The organism is Devosia sp. MC1541 (genome assembly GCF_012847305.1).
Classification (GTDB): Bacteria; Pseudomonadota; Alphaproteobacteria; order Rhizobiales; family Devosiaceae; genus Devosia.
On record NZ_JABBDZ010000007.1, the window covers coordinates 12,867 to 28,203 of the forward strand.

The 15,337-nt window shown below is 59.1% G+C and carries 17 protein-coding genes; 7 read left to right on the forward strand and 10 right to left on the reverse strand.

What is annotated here, in order from left to right; all coding sequences use genetic code 11:
- The first annotated feature begins 76 nt into the window (after positions 1–76).
- Entirely contained in the window at positions 77–814 is a 738-nt protein-coding gene (ubiG, locus tag HKD40_RS09280; protein ID WP_182394414.1) for a bifunctional 2-polyprenyl-6-hydroxyphenol methylase/3-demethylubiquinol 3-O-methyltransferase UbiG, read from the forward strand.
- A gap of 17 nt (positions 815–831) precedes the next feature.
- On the opposite strand, the gene HKD40_RS09285 is transcribed toward ubiG, so the two are convergent.
- On the reverse strand, positions 832–1,107 hold the full coding sequence (locus HKD40_RS09285; RefSeq protein ID WP_169195468.1) for a hypothetical protein: 276 nt from the start codon (positions 1,105–1,107) through the stop codon (positions 832–834).
- Positions 1,108–1,379: 272 nt separating this feature from the next.
- Between HKD40_RS09285 and HKD40_RS09290 the strand changes: the two genes are divergently transcribed.
- The 5 genes from HKD40_RS09290 (at position 1,380) to HKD40_RS09310 (ending at position 7,300) form a co-directional block, all read left to right on the forward strand.
- A complete protein-coding gene (locus HKD40_RS09290) occupies positions 1,380–1,982 on the forward strand; it encodes a hypothetical protein (RefSeq protein ID WP_169195469.1) in 603 nt (200 codons plus the stop codon).
- Positions 1,983–2,133: 151 nt separating this feature from the next.
- A complete protein-coding gene (locus HKD40_RS09295; protein WP_169195470.1) occupies positions 2,134–3,459 on the forward strand; it encodes a hemolysin family protein in 1,326 nt (441 codons plus the stop codon).
- A gap of 190 nt (positions 3,460–3,649) precedes the next feature.
- Entirely contained in the window at positions 3,650–5,494 is a 1,845-nt protein-coding gene (gene ilvD, locus HKD40_RS09300) for a dihydroxy-acid dehydratase (protein ID WP_169195471.1), read from the forward strand.
- A gap of 151 nt (positions 5,495–5,645) precedes the next feature.
- Positions 5,646–6,452 carry a glycosyltransferase family 25 protein gene (locus tag HKD40_RS09305; RefSeq protein ID WP_169195472.1) on the forward strand — a complete coding sequence of 269 codons (807 nt, stop codon included), beginning with the start codon at positions 5,646–5,648 and terminating at the stop codon, positions 6,450–6,452.
- 17 nt (positions 6,453–6,469) lie between these two features.
- Complete coding sequence (locus HKD40_RS09310; RefSeq protein WP_169195473.1) at positions 6,470–7,300, forward strand: glycosyltransferase family 25 protein; 831 nt, start codon at positions 6,470–6,472, stop codon at positions 7,298–7,300.
- A gap of 87 nt (positions 7,301–7,387) precedes the next feature.
- Here the strand turns inward: HKD40_RS09310 and HKD40_RS09315 are convergent, their stop codons facing one another.
- The 8 genes from HKD40_RS09315 to HKD40_RS09350 all read right to left on the reverse strand — a co-directional run bounded on the left by HKD40_RS09315 (position 7,388) and on the right by HKD40_RS09350 (position 13,454).
- Positions 7,388–7,759, reverse strand: coding sequence for an MmcQ/YjbR family DNA-binding protein (locus HKD40_RS09315; RefSeq protein ID WP_169195474.1), 372 nt, complete (start codon positions 7,757–7,759; stop codon positions 7,388–7,390).
- Between the two features lie 127 nt (positions 7,760–7,886).
- The gene (locus tag HKD40_RS09320; protein WP_169195475.1) at positions 7,887–8,567 is read right to left on the reverse strand and encodes an ABC transporter ATP-binding protein; all 681 of its coding nucleotides are present in this window, start codon (positions 8,565–8,567) and stop codon (positions 7,887–7,889) included.
- A complete protein-coding gene (locus HKD40_RS09325) occupies positions 8,564–9,769 on the reverse strand; it encodes an FtsX-like permease family protein (protein ID WP_169195476.1) in 1,206 nt (401 codons plus the stop codon). Before HKD40_RS09325 ends, HKD40_RS09320 begins: the two co-directional genes overlap by 4 nt.
- A gap of 4 nt (positions 9,770–9,773) precedes the next feature.
- On the reverse strand, positions 9,774–10,856 hold the full coding sequence (locus tag HKD40_RS09330) for an efflux RND transporter periplasmic adaptor subunit (RefSeq protein ID WP_169195477.1): 1,083 nt from the start codon (positions 10,854–10,856) through the stop codon (positions 9,774–9,776).
- 169 nt (positions 10,857–11,025) lie between these two features.
- The gene (locus HKD40_RS09335) at positions 11,026–11,448 is read right to left on the reverse strand and encodes a DUF1178 family protein (RefSeq protein WP_169195478.1); all 423 of its coding nucleotides are present in this window, start codon (positions 11,446–11,448) and stop codon (positions 11,026–11,028) included.
- A gap of 57 nt (positions 11,449–11,505) precedes the next feature.
- Positions 11,506–12,336: a carbon-nitrogen hydrolase family protein gene (locus tag HKD40_RS09340; protein WP_169195479.1), complete on the reverse strand. Its 831-nt coding sequence runs from the start codon at positions 12,334–12,336 to the stop codon at positions 11,506–11,508.
- A gap of 35 nt (positions 12,337–12,371) precedes the next feature.
- The gene (grxC, locus tag HKD40_RS09345) at positions 12,372–12,626 is read right to left on the reverse strand and encodes a glutaredoxin 3 (protein WP_169195480.1); all 255 of its coding nucleotides are present in this window, start codon (positions 12,624–12,626) and stop codon (positions 12,372–12,374) included.
- A 27-nt stretch (positions 12,627–12,653) separates the two neighbouring features.
- Positions 12,654–13,454 (reverse strand): ComF family protein, encoded by an 801-nt coding sequence (locus HKD40_RS09350; protein ID WP_349236801.1) that lies wholly within the window; start codon positions 13,452–13,454, stop codon positions 12,654–12,656.
- A 35-nt stretch (positions 13,455–13,489) separates the two neighbouring features.
- On the opposite strand from HKD40_RS09350, the gene HKD40_RS09355 reads away from it, so the two are divergent.
- The gene (locus HKD40_RS09355; protein ID WP_169195481.1) at positions 13,490–14,320 is read left to right on the forward strand and encodes an SAM-dependent methyltransferase; all 831 of its coding nucleotides are present in this window, start codon (positions 13,490–13,492) and stop codon (positions 14,318–14,320) included.
- A gap of 393 nt (positions 14,321–14,713) precedes the next feature.
- Here the strand turns inward: HKD40_RS09355 and HKD40_RS09360 are convergent, their stop codons facing one another.
- On the reverse strand, positions 14,714–15,283 hold the full coding sequence (locus HKD40_RS09360; RefSeq protein ID WP_169195482.1) for a CarD family transcriptional regulator: 570 nt from the start codon (positions 15,281–15,283) through the stop codon (positions 14,714–14,716).
- Positions 15,284–15,337 lie beyond the last annotated feature (54 nt).

Below are 15,337 nucleotides of genomic sequence, written 5' to 3' on the forward strand. Positions count from 1 at the left end.
GGCTGAGTGTCCGTACTGCTTCACCTTGCCCACACGGCCCTCTCTGTTGCATAGGTGCTGTAATGGAGTGCCCGATATGACCAACACCACCGTCAACGATGCTGAAATCGCAAAATTCACGGCCATGGCGGAAGAATGGTGGGACCCAACGGGCAAGTTTAAGCCGCTGCACAAATTCAATCCTGTGCGCCTCTCCTATATTCGCGACAAGCTGGTCGCCCGCTTTGGCCGCGATGCAAATTCCATCCGTCCGTTTGAAGGCATCCGCATTCTCGATGTCGGCTGTGGTGGCGGCCTGTTGTGCGAACCGCTCACTCGGCTCGGCGCCACCGTAACCGGGGTCGACGCGGCCGAGCGCAACATTGCCATCGCCAAGATCCACGCCGAGCAAGGCGGCCTCGACATCGATTACCGCGCGACCACATCGGAAGCGCTGGTTGCCGCCGGCGAAAGCTATGACGTGGTCCTCAATATGGAAGTTGTCGAGCACGTCGATAACGTCCCGCTCTATATGAAGAGCTGCGCCGATCTCGTCGCGCCGGGCGGTCTGATGTTCACCGCAACGCTCAACCGCACTGCCCGCGCGCTGGCGCTCGCCGTCATTGGCGCAGAATACGTGCTGCGCTGGTTGCCGCGCGGCACCCATGATTGGAACAAGTTCCTTACGCCCGAGGAAATCATCGCCGAGCTGCGCCGCAACGGCCTCAATGTCACCGACCAATCAGGGGTCAGCTACAATCCATTGAGCGGCGAGTGGCGTCTGTCGCGCGACATGGCCGTCAACTACATGGTTGTCGCTGAACGTCAGAAATAGTGGCCACTATTTCGGTTTCAGTGAACGCGCAATTTGGGGAATTGCTCGGGCCAGTGCGCCCCACGTTCTAGCACCACATAAAGTGTTTCAGGCACCGGCTTAACGCCCATCAGCCGCACAATAACCCGCATTAAGTCATTGGGGTCCGGACGGGGCGAAACACTGCGCTCCATCCGCCCATCATGTCGGCGGGTCAGTGTGCCCGCGCACAAATTTCCATCTTGAACGAAGAGGAGCAACGCAGCGTGTCCGGCTGGCAAGCGGGTCTCACTGACTTGAACATATTCGGTCATTCTGAAAATCACCTAAGAAACCACTAGGTAATTATACGCAGGAGCCAGCACAGAGGTTCCCGGTCTCCCCTGGGCGACCGGATACAATCTCGGCCCTATGCTTAACTCTTCCTCTACCACGCACTGTCGCCCTAACGATCACGCATTCGTGGTCCACTGCAACTTCAGACTTCGCTGTTCATTGATCCGGTGTCGTTCTCCCAACGACCGCCAATGAATTGATGAACTGAAGCAATGCGCGTTAGCTCCAAGCCGAGGCGCAAGAAAGTGCTATGATGCGTCTGCGTACCGTCCTGCCCGTCACCGCCGTGATTATGATCACCGCGTCGCCGCTCAATGCTGCCGAAACTGCAGCTCTCTCGCCGGTACCCGATCAAACAGTCTTCGCTTTTGCCGGCGTCATGCACGCGGGCCATTTCAGCGACAGCTTAGAGTTTTGGAACGGCCCCTATGAAGCCAATGTTGCGATTGGCGCGGGCTACCAAAACTTCTTTTATTCTTATGGCAGTTTCGGCCTCGGCGTCGAAGTTGGCGCTGCCCTCAGAACTGGCGAAAGCACATCCGGAGAAATCTGGGCCGGTGGTGTTGCGCGCCTCACGACCTTCGAAGTTGGTCCCCTCAACATTACGCCATCGCTGACCGCAGGCTTTTCGGTCGTCACTGATCCAATTGGGGTAGAAGCCGTCCGGGCGCGCGAGAATAGCGCCTCGCCCTATTTCCTCTACTACCTGTCCCCCGAGATTGCCGTCTCCCACGACAACGCGCCCGAGATTGAAGTTTTTGGGCGGATCCACCACCGCTCTGGAGGCTTTGGCACGATCGCCCATCTCGATGGCTCAAACGCTGCTGTCGTCGGCATCCGCTATCGCTTCTAATCGCGCTTTCATTACGCTGTCTGTGCGGAATGCCTCGCTATGTGCAACCAAGCGCGTGTAAGAGTATTTCTATCATTTGAGGCGCCTTCCGCCGCACACGCACTGGCACTGGCACTGTGACGCCAATCCTTTTCCGATCCAGCGAGACGCAATGAGCTTAATTTTCGGCCTAATCCTTATCCTTCTGCTCATTGCTATCAGCGTCTACATCGCTCTGTCGGAAATTGCCTTTGCTGCCGCCCGTGAGATCCGCATCCGCGCCCTAGCCGAGGCTGGCGATAAGCGCGCCCTTCGCTTTATTAACTTACGAGCCAAATCCGGAACAGTGATCACGGCGCTCCAGATCAGCACCAACGCTGTCTCCATCCTTGCCGGTATCGTCGGCTCTGGCGCCCTCGGCCCTCTCATCGCCTCGGGTTTGAGCACAGTCCTGCCCACCGACGTCGCCACCATCACCGCTGACATCGTCGCCTTTATTATCATCACCTCGGCCTTCGTCATGTTCGGCGATCTCGTGCCGCGCCGTGTCGCCATGATGATCCCCGAGCGCTCAGCGCTTTTGGTCGTCGGCTTTGTCGAAATGCAAATCCGCCTCCTGCGCCCCATCGTCATGGTGTTTTCGAGCATTTCGGAATGGATCATTTCTTTGCTGCGCATCGAGCCTGATCGCAGTGACGAGATCACGACCGAAGATTTCCGCATGATCCTAGCCGGTGGCGAAGCCTCGGGCGCTTTGATGAAGCGTGAGCATCAGCTCATCAACAATGTTCTGGCCCTAGAGCTGCGCTCCGTCACCTCAGTCATGACCGTGCGTGACGACATCGTCTTTCTCGACATCAACGACAGCCGCGAGACGCAGCGCGAGAAGGTCAAGTACCATCCGTTTTCGCGCTATCCACTATGCGATGGTGGTCTCGACAATGTCATTGGCAGCGTGCGTGCCGAAGACGTCCTTGCCGACGCTTTCGATACCGCCAGCGAGCTCGAACTCAAGAAAATCCGCCGCGAAATGGCCTCCGTCCCAGACAGTCTCAACGTCTGGGAAGTTCTGGCCGAATTCCAGGCACAGGACACCGGCGTGGCGTTGGTGGTTTCCGAATACGCCAATGTTGTCGGCATCGTGACCTTCAAAGACCTCATGGCCCCTCTGGTTTTGGGTCTCGCCAATCCCTTTGAAGAACGCCAAATCATGCAACGCGATGACCAGTCTTGGCTGGTCGATGGCGTCACTCCAATTGTTGACGTTATGTCGGCGCTGAGCCTACATCACATCGGCTTTGAAGGCTCGTTTGAAACCATCGGCGGCTTCGTCGTCCATCGCCTGCGCCGCGCCGCCCGCAAGGGGGATCGCGTTGAGGCCGAAGGCTACCGCTTTGAAGTCGTGGACGCAGACAAGATGCGGCTCAACCAATTGCTGGTGACGAAAATCCCTGCCGCCAAAGCGCACACCAGCTCCAAAACCCCAACAGACGCCTAAGCCGCAGCGCAAACGCCTGACAGTCTATGGTTTTCCACCAAGCAAGCTAGCAAGAAACCCAAGACAAAAATCTGCGCCGCAACCGTACCCATCGGTACGGTTTCTAGTTGTCCGCCGCCGCTAATGGGTTTATTGACAGGGGAGATATCAAACCGGCCCCAACCGGCTTCCCTGTTCGAGGATGTGCCAAATGCCTGCCTATCGTTCCCGTACCAGTACCCATGGCCGTAACATGGCCGGCGCGCGCGGCCTCTGGCGCGCCACCGGTATGAAAGACGGTGACTTCGGCAAGCCGATCATCGCGGTCGTCAACTCCTTCACCCAGTTCGTGCCTGGCCACGTACACCTTAAGGACCTCGGCCAGCTCGTCGCGCGCGAGATCGAGAAGGCTGGCGGCGTCGCCAAGGAATTCAACACTATTGCCGTGGACGATGGCATCGCCATGGGCCACGACGGCATGCTCTATTCGCTTCCAAGTCGCGACATCATCGCTGACTCGGTCGAGTACATGGTCAACGCCCACTGCGCCGACGCCATGGTCTGCATTTCCAACTGCGATAAGATCACCCCCGGCATGCTGAACGCTGCGATGCGTCTCAACATTCCTGTGGTCTTCGTCTCCGGCGGCCCGATGGAAGCTGGCAAGGCCATGATCAAGGGTCAGTTGCAGGCGCTCGATCTCGTCGACGCCATGGTTATGGCGGCTGACGACAATTACACCGACGAAGAAGTCGAACTCGTAGAGCAGAACGCCTGCCCAACCTGTGGCTCGTGCTCGGGCATGTTCACCGCCAATTCGATGAACTGCCTCACCGAAGCCCTCGGCCTATCCCTGCCGGGCAATGGCTCGACCCTTGCCACCCACTCCGATCGCCAGCGCCTCTTTGAGCAGGCCGGTCACGTCGTTGTTGATCTCTGCCGTCGCTATTACGAGCAGGAAGACGAAAGCGTTCTTCCGCGCTCCATCGCCACCAAGGCGGCGTTTGAAAACGCCATGGCGCTCGACATTGCTATGGGCGGCTCGACCAACACGGTTCTGCACATTCTTGCCGCTGCCCACGAAGGCGGCGTCGATTTCACCATGGACGATATCGACGCGCTCTCCCGCCGCGTTCCAGTTCTGTCCAAGGTCGCTCCAGCCAAGAACGACGTCCATATGGAAGACGTTCACCGTGCAGGCGGCATCATGGCCATCCTGGGCCAGCTCGACCGCGCGGGTCTGATCAACCGCGACGAGCCGACCATCCACGCCCCATCCATGGCGCATGCGCTCGACAAGTGGGACATCTCCCGTACCAATTCCGAAGAAGTACGCGAGTTCTTCAAGGCAGCGCCGGGCGGCGTCCGCACCACACAGGCCTTCTCCCAGTCCAACCGCTGGAACGACCTCGACCTCGACCGTCAGAACGGCGTCATCCGTTCAGCCGAAACCCCCTTCTCCAAGGATGGTGGTCTGGCGGTTCTCAAGGGCAATATCGCTCTCGACGGCTGCATCGTCAAAACCGCAGGCGTTGACGAGTCGATCCTGAAATTCAGCGGCCCAGCCCGTGTCTTTGAAAGCCAAGACGCGACCGTTAAGGCCATTCTGTCCAACGAGATCAAGCCTGGCGACGTCCTCGTCATCCGCTACGAAGGCCCACGTGGCGGTCCGGGCATGCAGGAAATGCTCTACCCAACGAGCTACCTCAAGTCCAAGGGCTTGGGCAAATCCTGTGCTCTGCTGACCGACGGTCGCTTCTCGGGCGGCACCTCAGGCCTTTCCATCGGCCACGCCTCGCCGGAAGCGGCCGAAGGCGGCGCTATCGGCTTGGTGCGCGAAGGCGACATCATCGAAATCGACATCCCGAACCGCACCGTCAACGTGTTGGTCAACGATGCCGAAATGGCTGCCCGCCGCGTCGAACAGGACAAGCTCGGCTGGAAGCCAGCTGAAAAGCGCAAGCGCAAGGTCACGACAGCCCTCAAGGCTTACGCCATGCTCGTCACCTCCGCCTCCACCGGCGCCGTCCGCGACGTCAGCAAGCTCGAAGACTAAGTCTTCACGCCATAATGTGACAAAGCCCCGGTCTCACCACCGGGGCTTTTTTTGTGTCTCTGAGCAGGATAAAAGCTGTGTCTAGCTCTCCGGCCTACAGCAAGTCGTTCGTTGGAGCCTGCATTTCCGATCAGATACTGGCAGTGTTCGTGTGAAAATCTACTACATTAACCTCGACCACCGTAGCGACCGGCGCGAGGCTATGGAGCGCAAACTTGCCGCTCTTTGCCTAACAGGCACTCGCATCCAAGCGGTTACGCCCGCTAACATCGCGCACGACCTGGTTATCAGCCATACAAATTTGGCCAATGTCGAGCATGTGCGCATCACCGAGCTGGCCTGCGCGCTCAGCCACCATCGCGCGCTGGAAGCGTTTTTGGCGACCAATGACACCTACGCGCTCATCCTCGAAGATGACGTGTTGCTCTCAAACGCAGTCGCCGATCTGCTGCAAACGCCCCTCTCCGGTTTCGACATACTGCGACTTGAAACCTATTTGGACCCGCAGCACTTCTTCAGCACAAAACCGCTCCAATTAGGCGCGTTCGAGGCCCACGAAATCGCCAGTCGCTGTGCAGGGACCGCGGCCTACATCGTCAATCGCGATGCCGCCAAGGCAATTTTGGCAGAGCGATCGGCGCTATCGCGCCCTTATGACTTTGTGCTGTACTTCCCATTCCGTAAACCCGGTACCATGTTTCGTGCCATGCAACTGGTGCCGGCGCTCGCTATCCAAGAAGATCGCTTCTTTGGCACGCCTTATCAAGGCGATGTTCAAGTTGGTAACGGCAAGATGGGCATGAAGCCGCGTCACCTCGCAGTGCCGCACGCGATCGCTTACTTCTGGCTCAGCGATGCGCAGATCAACCTCATTAAATTCTGGCGACGTCTCTGGGGTAAAACACGTCGTGCCTTTGTGGAACCGGATGCGCTTTTGGCGCGCCAAAAGAACGACTAAAAACTGCCGGGGGGCACATGCTGAGCTACTACATTAACCTCGACCGCCGCACCGACCGGCGCGAGGCGATGGAAAAACGTTTTGCTGATCTAAAGATCAACGCAACCCGCATCTCCGCCTTCACGCTTGACGACATCACTCCAGAACTGGACGCAAAATATTGCGCACCCCATCTGTTTGAGCCCATGTTGCGCGTTGAATTGGCCTGCACCTCAAGCCACTTCCGGGCCATGCGCGCCTTTCTCGCGTCCGACGCCCCTGTCGCCGCCATTTTCGAAGACGACGCCATTCTAGCGCCGCAGCTGAGCGCGCTGTTCGAGCATATCGACGCCCATGGCCTACCTTGCGATCTGCTGCGCTTGGAAACCTTCCTCGACCCCAAAAGCCAGATTTCTGTTACGCCAGTTGGCTCCCTCGGCGGATACACTCTGCATGACATGCAGCACTTTACGTGGGGGGCGGCAGGCTATGTCCTCACCCGCAAAGCCGCCGAGCGCTACCTTGCCAACCACACACTGCATCACACCATCGTTGACCGGGTGATTTGGCGCGACCTGCCTGACACCACCAATTTGACCATACGCCAGCTCGTTCCCGCGCTTGTCGTCCAGGAAGATCGTCTCAATCCGACCTTGCGTGTGGGGTCAGACCTCCACGGCGAACGCGCACATGCCGCCCAGCATATTCACACACAAAAGCGCTCGCTCGCTTACGAACTCCGCCGCTTCTGGCGCTATGAGGTCAAAGTCGCCCTTCCAGCCCTTATCCACCGCACGCTCAAACTGTCGCACCGTACAATTGTGCCTTTCGCCGGTTCAGGGGTTGCGCCGAAGAGCAACAAGGCTTAGACCCACATTCAGCTACTCAACGGCCTGCCAAGGTTGTTGTTTGGTTAGGTTCGATAGCGGGGATTCCACCCTCCCTATCGGACCGACCTAAAAAACCTTCCCAACATCGTCGGTAATGCCCAGCTCCAAGCGTAGCTTCTTGGGCAGCCCTTTGGCGACCAGCGTGTAGGATTGGCGCGCATAAGCGAGCAGATCGTCTTCGCTCAACGGCGCTGTGTCAAAGACCTGCACCCAGGCGCGTTTGGCGAAATACGGCGCTTGGCTGATCCCCTCTAGGCCGGTCAGCATCTCAAAGCTCATCTCGCTCACTTTGACGACGATCCGCGGCGAGCCATCGCTCAACAGGCAAAATACCTTGCCGCCCACCTTGGCGATGTGACTGTCCCACTGATCGACAAAAGTCACGCCCGGCCAAGAGCCCAAAAGCTCATCGAATTTTTCGCGCTGAAACATGGTCATGCCTGCCCTCACTCCGACAAGCCTTAGCACAGTATGGGCCAAAATCTGTCAGCAGCTACACCCCCGCTTCAGCGCGGCAGACAACTACGTTTTCCAGCATCATACACGAAGCGACAGAAACCGCCCTTCAGTCCGCTACAGTTTTGCCGTCCACCACCTTGATCTGGCGTTTGCACGAGGCAGCGATCTTTTCGTCATGCGTTGAGATGAGGAAGGTGGTCTTCTCATTCTCATTGATCTCGTGAATCAGCTCCATCACCTGACTTGCCGATTCCCGATCCAAATTTCCGGTCGGTTCGTCCGCGAGAATAAGCTCGGGCTGGTTCATCAGCGCCCGTGCAATCGCCACGCGCTGCTTCTGCCCGCCAGAAAGCTGGGTGGCCCGGAAATCCATGCGATGGCCGAGACCAACGCGTTCCAGCAGCTCGGCCGCGCGCTTCTTGTCCTTGGCCGTTTCCCGCCCCGCGCCGAGCGCCGCCGGGAACACCACATTCTCCAGCGCCGTGAAATCGGGCAGCAAATGGTGGAACTGAAAGACAAAACCGATGTGCTTGTTGCGAAACTCGGTCAGCTCCGCATCCTTAGCCGTACTGAGGTTCTCCCCCAGCATAAAATGCTCGCCGCTCGTCGGCTGCATCAGCGTGCCCAAAATCGTCAGAAGAGTGCTCTTGCCCGAACCCGATGGGCCTAGCAGCGCCGCTAGATCCCCTTCGGCAAGCTCCATATTGAGCCCCTTGAGCACGCGCGTTTCCGCCTCGCCCTCGCCATAGGTCTTGATCAGATTGCGAATTTCAACCAGCGCACTCATTGGCCAATCACCGAAACAGGGTCCACCTTCGCCGCTGCTCGCGCCGGCAGAATGGACGCCAAAATCGCCCCCAGCGCCGTCAGCGCGATGGCAAGCCCATAGGCCCCCTGCCGCACGTCAATCGGCAGACCGCCCGAGGTGGCCTCTTCCGGAACAGGGAAGGGCGATAGCGTCAAATACCCCAGCCCAGCCCCGATCAACGCACCTAGCACACCAATCAGCGTGCCCTGAATAACAAACACCGCCACCACAAAGCCGCGGCTGGCGCCAAAGGCCCGCATAATCCCGATCTCCGGACGGCGACGATAGGTCGAGAGCAACAGCGCCGATGCCACCCCAATAACGATCGTCACCAGAGCAAAGCCCTTAATCAGATTGCCCGAATTGGCCTGCGCCTTAAGCCCATCGAGCAAGCTGGCATTGCCCTCCGTCCAAGACGTCGCCTTAAGTCCAGTGTCCGCACCCAATTGGCGGGCATAGGCGTCCGCTTGATTGAGATCGAATAGCTTCACCTCAACCTTGCTCACCCCCTGCGGCAGCTCCATCAACACCCGCGCCGTCGCAGTGCTCACATAAGCCGCCCGCGCATCAATCGCCTCAACGCCAAGCTCGAAAATCCCGCCGATCACCAGCGAGCGTTCAACATTGCGGTCCGATTGCAGCCGGATCACCTGCCCGACACTCACCCCGAGGTCGTTGGCGAGGGTCCGTCCCACCAATACGCTGGCGTTGGATAACAGCGTCGTCCCCGCCACCAGTGCCGACTCAATATCGGCGATAGAGGACACCTTGTCCGCATCCAGACCGGTGATGGAAACCGGGGCACGCGATTGCCCCCGAATGACAAAGCCATTGCCCACGATCTGCGGCGACACCGCGCGCACACCCGGCATGGCCTCAATGGAGGGCAAAAACGCGTCAGCGGTGCGCAAGGTCTCGCGCTGCCCCGTCGCCTTTTGCTGCACGACCTGGGCTTGCGCGTCTTCCGGCAGTAGAAGCCCCGCGTCGCGGCTTGGCACTTCCAGCGTCACATGGGCGATATTGCCCACTGTCCGCTGCACCAGATAGCTCCCGAGCCCACCGATCAGCGCACTCATAAAGATGAACACGAAGACGCCAACCGCCACACCGGCGATCAGCAACCCCGTCTGGGTTTTGTTAGAGGTCAGATAGCGCCAGGCGATTTTAAAGCCATAAACCATGGCGCTATTCCGCGACCAATGTGCCAGCCTCAACCTTGGCCGGATCGAGGATCACCACATCGCCCTGGTTCAGCCCGCTGGTGACAATCACCCGCTCCGCTGGCCAATCATTGAACTCAATGGGCCGGGCCTCTGCGACGCCAGCATTGGCCACCATCACATGGCTCTGCGCGCCTTCGGTGATAATCGCGCGGCGCGGCACCGAAAGCGCGCCACTCACCTCTTCAACAATCACATTGGCATTGACCGTCAGCCCAACGGGCAGATCCACCGCCTCATCAAAACCAATCTTGATCGCCCGACCACCGGTGGATGCATCCACAGTCGGCGCTGCGAAGGTAACAGTGCCATGCTGGGCGACGCTCGCCCCCACAGGCTTGAGCAAAACCTTCAGCCCTTCCGCAACGCGCGAGGAATAAAGCTCGTCGACATCGGTCTCAACCACGAGGTCGGAGAGATCGGCGATGCTGAAGAGCTCGCCTTGCGTATCCACCAACTGCCCCAAATCAACACCACGGCTGAGCACCACGCCCGAGATCGGCGCAGTAATCGTATATTGCTTGAGCTGCGCATCGGCCTGTTCCAGCGCTGCCTGCAGGCGCGCCGTCTCAGCAATTGCTGCCGACAATGAAAGTTCGGCGTCTTCGCGCGTCGAGCGCGAGGCATTTTCGCCCAAGGCCTGCGCCCGCTCAGCGGTCGCCTTGGCTTGGCTTTCTTTCACCTTTTGCGCATCGAGCGCAGCCCGGGACTGCTGCCACTGCGCATCGGCCAGTGCCTTATCGAGTTCGACCAGCACCTGGCCCTTTTCCACCGTATCGCCGGTGTCCGCCGCCACAGTCAGCGCCTTAGCCGAAACCGCCGCGCGCACCGTCACCGAGTTTTTTGCCGCGACGCGCCCGTTGACCGCCAACACTTGCGAAATATCCTGCGGCGCGATGGTTTCCAGCGCCACTTGCACACGCTTGGGCTCCCAGGGGCGAGCAATGGCTCCATAAGCCCCAAGCCCCACCAGCGCCACCAAACCGAAAATCAGCATCCCTTTAGGACGCTTCCGCTTCGTCTTCTGTTCCGAGTTGGGCTTGGCCACTGGTCTCATCCTAATGCGGTTTCTGCCTAAACGCCGGCAGAGGCGGAAAGAGTTCAAATAAACGCGAGCATGAATTCAAACGCGCTATTTAACCTTGATATTACGATAAAAGGCCACCAGCAGATCACTGGCGGCCTTTGAAAAATTCAACACGCTGAAGCGTAAAGCCTCAGTTCTCCTCGCCCACATCAGGCAGGGGCAGAAACTCAACACCCTCGTCGACCAGCGCTGCGACCTCATCCTTGGTCGCTTCGCCATAAATCCCGCGCGGTGCAACTTCCTCGAAGTGGATTTTGCGCGCTTCCTCGGCAAATTTATCGCCAACATAGTCCGCTTCGTTGACCACCTTCTGGCGGTACTGGCGCAAAAATTCGCGAACCTTGGCCGCTTCCGGATGAGCAGCGGACAGCGACACACGTTCACTATCCTTGCGCGCCACAGCGGGCGCCATCATCGCTTTTTCTACGGAGCGTCCGCCACAGATCGCGCACAGCACAATGCCACGCGCTTTCTGCTCGTCATAAGCCGCTGCGCTCTTAAACCAAGCGTCGTAGCTATGCCCTTCGGCACAACGCAATGAATACTGGATCACGGTTCAAATCGTTCTTGCAGGGGCAGTTTTGGTGCCATCCCGGTCATATAGGGGGTTTTACCCCTCATGCAAAGCCGGAGCGGCAAAGCTGCGGGCATTGGCCAAGGCCGGCACACGTTGGCGCGCCTCGCCCACCGCCGCCAAATCAATATCAGCGATCAACACGCCGGGCCGATCATGGTCCAACTCCGCAATAACTTTCCCCCAAGGATCGATGATCAGCGAATGCCCATAAGTGGCACGACCATTGGGGTGATGCCCGCCTTGCGCCGCCGCAATCACATAAGAGCCAGTTTCAATCGCCCGCGCGCGCAAAAGCACATGCCAATGCGCCTGCCCTGTCGGCACCGTAAACGCGGCTGGCACAGCCATGAGCTGCGCTCCGGCATTAGCCAGCGTGTTGAACAGTTTTGGGAAGCGCATGTCGTAGCAAATGGCAAGCCCAAGAGTGAACGCATCCACCTGTGCCACCACTGCCTCTTCGCCCGCCTTATAGGTGGCGCTCTCGCGATAGGCGTTGAGCCCGGCAATATCGGCATCGAACAGGTGGATCTTATCGTAGATTTTCACCTGCTGCCCATCGGACCCAAACAGCACCGAGCGATTGGCAAAGCGCCCATCCTCAAGCGGAATCGGGAGCGAACCAATATGCACATACATGCTGTGCTGCTTGGCCAGTTCCCCGACGCGCTGGAGCTGTGGGTGCCCTTCAAAATTCGCCGCCACCGAGCGCAGCTGATCCCGGTTTTCCGGGAACAACAATGCAACCTCCGGGGTCTGCGCATACCGCACCCCAGCGGCCGAAGCCTCCGCCAACATGGGCTCCAGCGCGGCCAGATTGGCCTGCGGATCAAGCCCGGAACACATTTGAATGGCGGCGATCTTCATGGTGAAACGCTCAGCTCGGCTAAATTGGGGTCCGCTTAGTTCGCCAACAGCGGATCGAGCCCGCCCTGGCGATCAAGCGCCGACATATCGTCATAGCCCCCGACATGGGTTTCGCCGATGAAGATTTGCGGCACGGTGCGACGACCATGAGCGCGTTCCATCATCAGCTCGCGCACCGCCGGGTCCACAACACTGATTTCCTCAAAGGCAACGCCCTTTTCAGTGAGCAGCGCCTTAGCGGCGTGGCAGTAGGGGCATGTCGGGGTCGTATAGATTTCGACCTTAGCCATTTGAATTCTCCGTCACTATTGTGCCTCTTATATGGGGTTGTCGTCGCCAATGACAACGCGGGCAAAGCTAAGCACGTCAATCTTCTCAACACCCGCCCGCTTGAGCACGCGCGTCACCGCCTTAACCGTCGCGCCTGTGGTGTAAACATCGTCAACAATCACCACCCCGCGCCCTTTCAACCGCTCCAAAGCATGTGGATGCGTGGCAAAGGCTCCCTGCACATTTCTCAGCCGCCGATCGCCACTGAGCCCAACTTGCTGCGCGGTTTTGCGTTTGCGCCTCACAACGAACGCATCAACTTCTAGCCCCACCAAGCGCGCAATTTCCTGCGCCAGCATCATGGATTGATTGTAGCGCCGAAACCGCAAGCGGCTGGCATGCAGCGGCACCGGCACCAACACCGGTTTTGCGCTCCAAAACTCTCTCCCCGCGCCAACCATCAACCGCGCGCACAGCTTCGCCAGCTCCGGCCGGTCGCCATATTTGAGCTTGGCGACCAGCGCCCCCGCCATCTCATTGTAGTGAACGCTGGCTCGGGCGCGCGCAAAGGGCGGCGGGTCCGCAATCGCCTCAGCGGACAGAAAGTCTCCCCCTTCCGCTTCCACTGGTATGCCCATTACCGAACAGAGCGGGGCGGTGATCGGGCGCAGCTTTGCAAAACACGCCCCACATAACCCTTGAGCCTCGGCCAATGGCGCCCCGCAACCGCCGCAACAGGGCGGATACAACTGGTCGAGCACAGAAGCGCCCGCCCACGCGAGCCCCTCGCGCACACGCCTCAATGCTCCGGCTTTGACTTCGCTTCCGCCCCTCTTCATAAGAGACATTCTGTCACAGCCCCGATTTGGCGAAAGCCCCTCTTATGTCTGCCCCGCCCCGCCTCTTCGACGCCGCCCAGATCGCCCGTAATTTGGCGCGCCGCGCCACAAGCGAAAACTTCGTCCGCGATCTGGTGCTGGAAGATTTGGCGGAACGCCTCAGTGCCTATAAGCGCAACTTTTCCCGCGCCATCATCATCGCGCCCGACGCCTCGACGCTTCCGACAACCCTCTTCACCGCCGATGGCCCCGTCCCTGTCACGCCCATCGAAGCCTATTCTGGGGCCGAATTTCCCGACCTGCCCGAAGGCGAGCAAGACCTCATCATCTCGCTTCTCCATCTCCACACCATTGATGATGTGCCCGGCCACCTCGTTCGTCTCCGCCGCCGTCTCAAACCCGATGGTCTTTTCATGGCGGCCTTTTTGGGCGGCGATACGCTCACCGAACTGCGCGAAGCTTTTCTCTCCGCCGACCTCACAATTTCGGGTGGCTCCTCGCCGCGCGTTGCTCCGATGGCGCAAGTGCGTGATGCGGGCGGTCTTTTGCAACGCGCCGGCTTTGCCCTGCCCGTTGCCGACGTCGAAACCCATCGCGTCCGCTATTCATCTCCCTTCGCGCTCATGGTCGAAGTGAAAGCCTTGGGCGCATCCAACCCCTTGCTCGAGCGCCCCAAACGCTTTGCCACCCGCACGCTCCTCGCCGAGGCGGCACAAGCCTATGCGAACCGCGACGCCGACCCCGACGGCCGCATCCGCGCCACTTTAGAAATCATCTGGCTGGCCGGCTGGGTCCCCCACGAAAGCCAACAAAAACCCCTAAAACCCGGCAGCGCCAAAGTCTCAATGACCCAGCTTTTGGGTGACAAGGCCTAAGCCTTCCCACAGCCCCCCAAAAAACACCGCTCCGCCTCCCTCCCCTTTGAGGGGAGGGATTGAGGGTGGGGGGGCATCACCCAATGTTTACGACCAAATCAAAGCACTTCTTCACCTCTCCCTCCGGAGGAGAGGTCGACGCGCAGCGGCGGGTGAGGAGGCCCTCCCACAGCCCCCTAGCATACCACCCCATACTCTACCCACACCGTCATCCCGCTGGACGGCCGGGCCGATCTCCCAAGCCCCCCAAAAAACACTAGTCCGCCTTCCTCCCCCTCGATGGGAGGGATTGAGGGTGGGGCAACATCCCCAAAGCCAAAACAGCAAAAATCCCAAAACCAAAAAGGGCCGGTGTTACCACCGACCCTTTTAATCTCAATGCGTCGTCGAAACTTACGCGGCAGCTTCTTCGTCGCTATCAGCGTCCGCGGCATCAGCCTTGGTGCGCTTCGGGCTCTTGGCGAGCTGCTTTTCGATCAGCTGCACAGCTTCGGTCAGGGTCAGCTTACGCACCGAACCGATTTCACGGCTCATGCGATCCATTGCCTGTTCAAACAGCTGGCGTTCCGAATAGGACTGCTCTGGCTGTTCTTCAGAACGATAGAGGTCACGAACAACTTCCGAAATAGCGATCAGATCGCCCGAGTTGATCTTGGCTTCGTATTCCTGAGCGCGGCGCGACCACATGGTGCGCTTGACGCGAGCGCGACCGGTAACGGTGTCGAGCGCCTTCTTCACTTCTTCGTCTTCGGCCAGCTTACGCATGCCAACAGACTTGATCTTTGCTGTAGGGACGCGCAGTGTCAGCTTGTCTTGTTCAAAGCTGATAACGAACAGCTCAAGGGTTAGCCCGGCGACTTCCTGCTCTTCGATCGACACGATCACGCCGACGCCATGTGCTGGGTAGACGACAAATTCGCCCGTCTTGAACCCAAGCCGCTGCTGCTGCTTCTTGGCTACCATATGCTGGAACTCCTTGTTGACGCCCCACAATGGCCGGTTCCTTGCGGCAAGGAC

What these genes read in the sequence shown, in the direction of transcription:
- HKD40_RS09355 (WP_169195481.1), top strand. Translation starts at nt 13,490, where the DNA reads ATGTCTGCCCCGCCCCGCCTCTTCGACGCCGCCCAGATCGCCCGTAAT.
- HKD40_RS09295 (WP_169195470.1), top strand. Translation starts at nt 2,134, where the DNA reads ATGAGCTTAATTTTCGGCCTAATCCTTATCCTTCTGCTCATTGCTATC.
- grxC (WP_169195480.1), bottom strand. Translation starts at nt 12,626, where the DNA reads ATGGCTAAGGTCGAAATCTATACGACCCCGACATGCCCCTACTGCCAC.
- HKD40_RS09320 (WP_169195475.1), bottom strand. Translation starts at nt 8,567, where the DNA reads ATGAGTGCGCTGGTTGAAATTCGCAATCTGATCAAGACCTATGGCGAG.
- HKD40_RS09290 (WP_169195469.1), top strand. Translation starts at nt 1,380, where the DNA reads ATGATGCGTCTGCGTACCGTCCTGCCCGTCACCGCCGTGATTATGATC.
- HKD40_RS09340 (WP_169195479.1), bottom strand. Translation starts at nt 12,336, where the DNA reads ATGAAGATCGCCGCCATTCAAATGTGTTCCGGGCTTGATCCGCAGGCC.
- HKD40_RS09360 (WP_169195482.1), bottom strand. Translation starts at nt 15,283, where the DNA reads ATGGTAGCCAAGAAGCAGCAGCAGCGGCTTGGGTTCAAGACGGGCGAA.
- ubiG (WP_182394414.1), top strand. Translation starts at nt 77, where the DNA reads ATGACCAACACCACCGTCAACGATGCTGAAATCGCAAAATTCACGGCC.
- HKD40_RS09350 (WP_349236801.1), bottom strand. Translation starts at nt 13,454, where the DNA reads ATGTCTCTTATGAAGAGGGGCGGAAGCGAAGTCAAAGCCGGAGCATTG.
- HKD40_RS09325 (WP_169195476.1), bottom strand. Translation starts at nt 9,769, where the DNA reads ATGGTTTATGGCTTTAAAATCGCCTGGCGCTATCTGACCTCTAACAAA.
- HKD40_RS09285 (WP_169195468.1), bottom strand. Translation starts at nt 1,107, where the DNA reads ATGACCGAATATGTTCAAGTCAGTGAGACCCGCTTGCCAGCCGGACAC.
- HKD40_RS09315 (WP_169195474.1), bottom strand. Translation starts at nt 7,759, where the DNA reads ATGACCATGTTTCAGCGCGAAAAATTCGATGAGCTTTTGGGCTCTTGG.
- HKD40_RS09310 (WP_169195473.1), top strand. Translation starts at nt 6,470, where the DNA reads ATGCTGAGCTACTACATTAACCTCGACCGCCGCACCGACCGGCGCGAG.
- ilvD (WP_169195471.1), top strand. Translation starts at nt 3,650, where the DNA reads ATGCCTGCCTATCGTTCCCGTACCAGTACCCATGGCCGTAACATGGCC.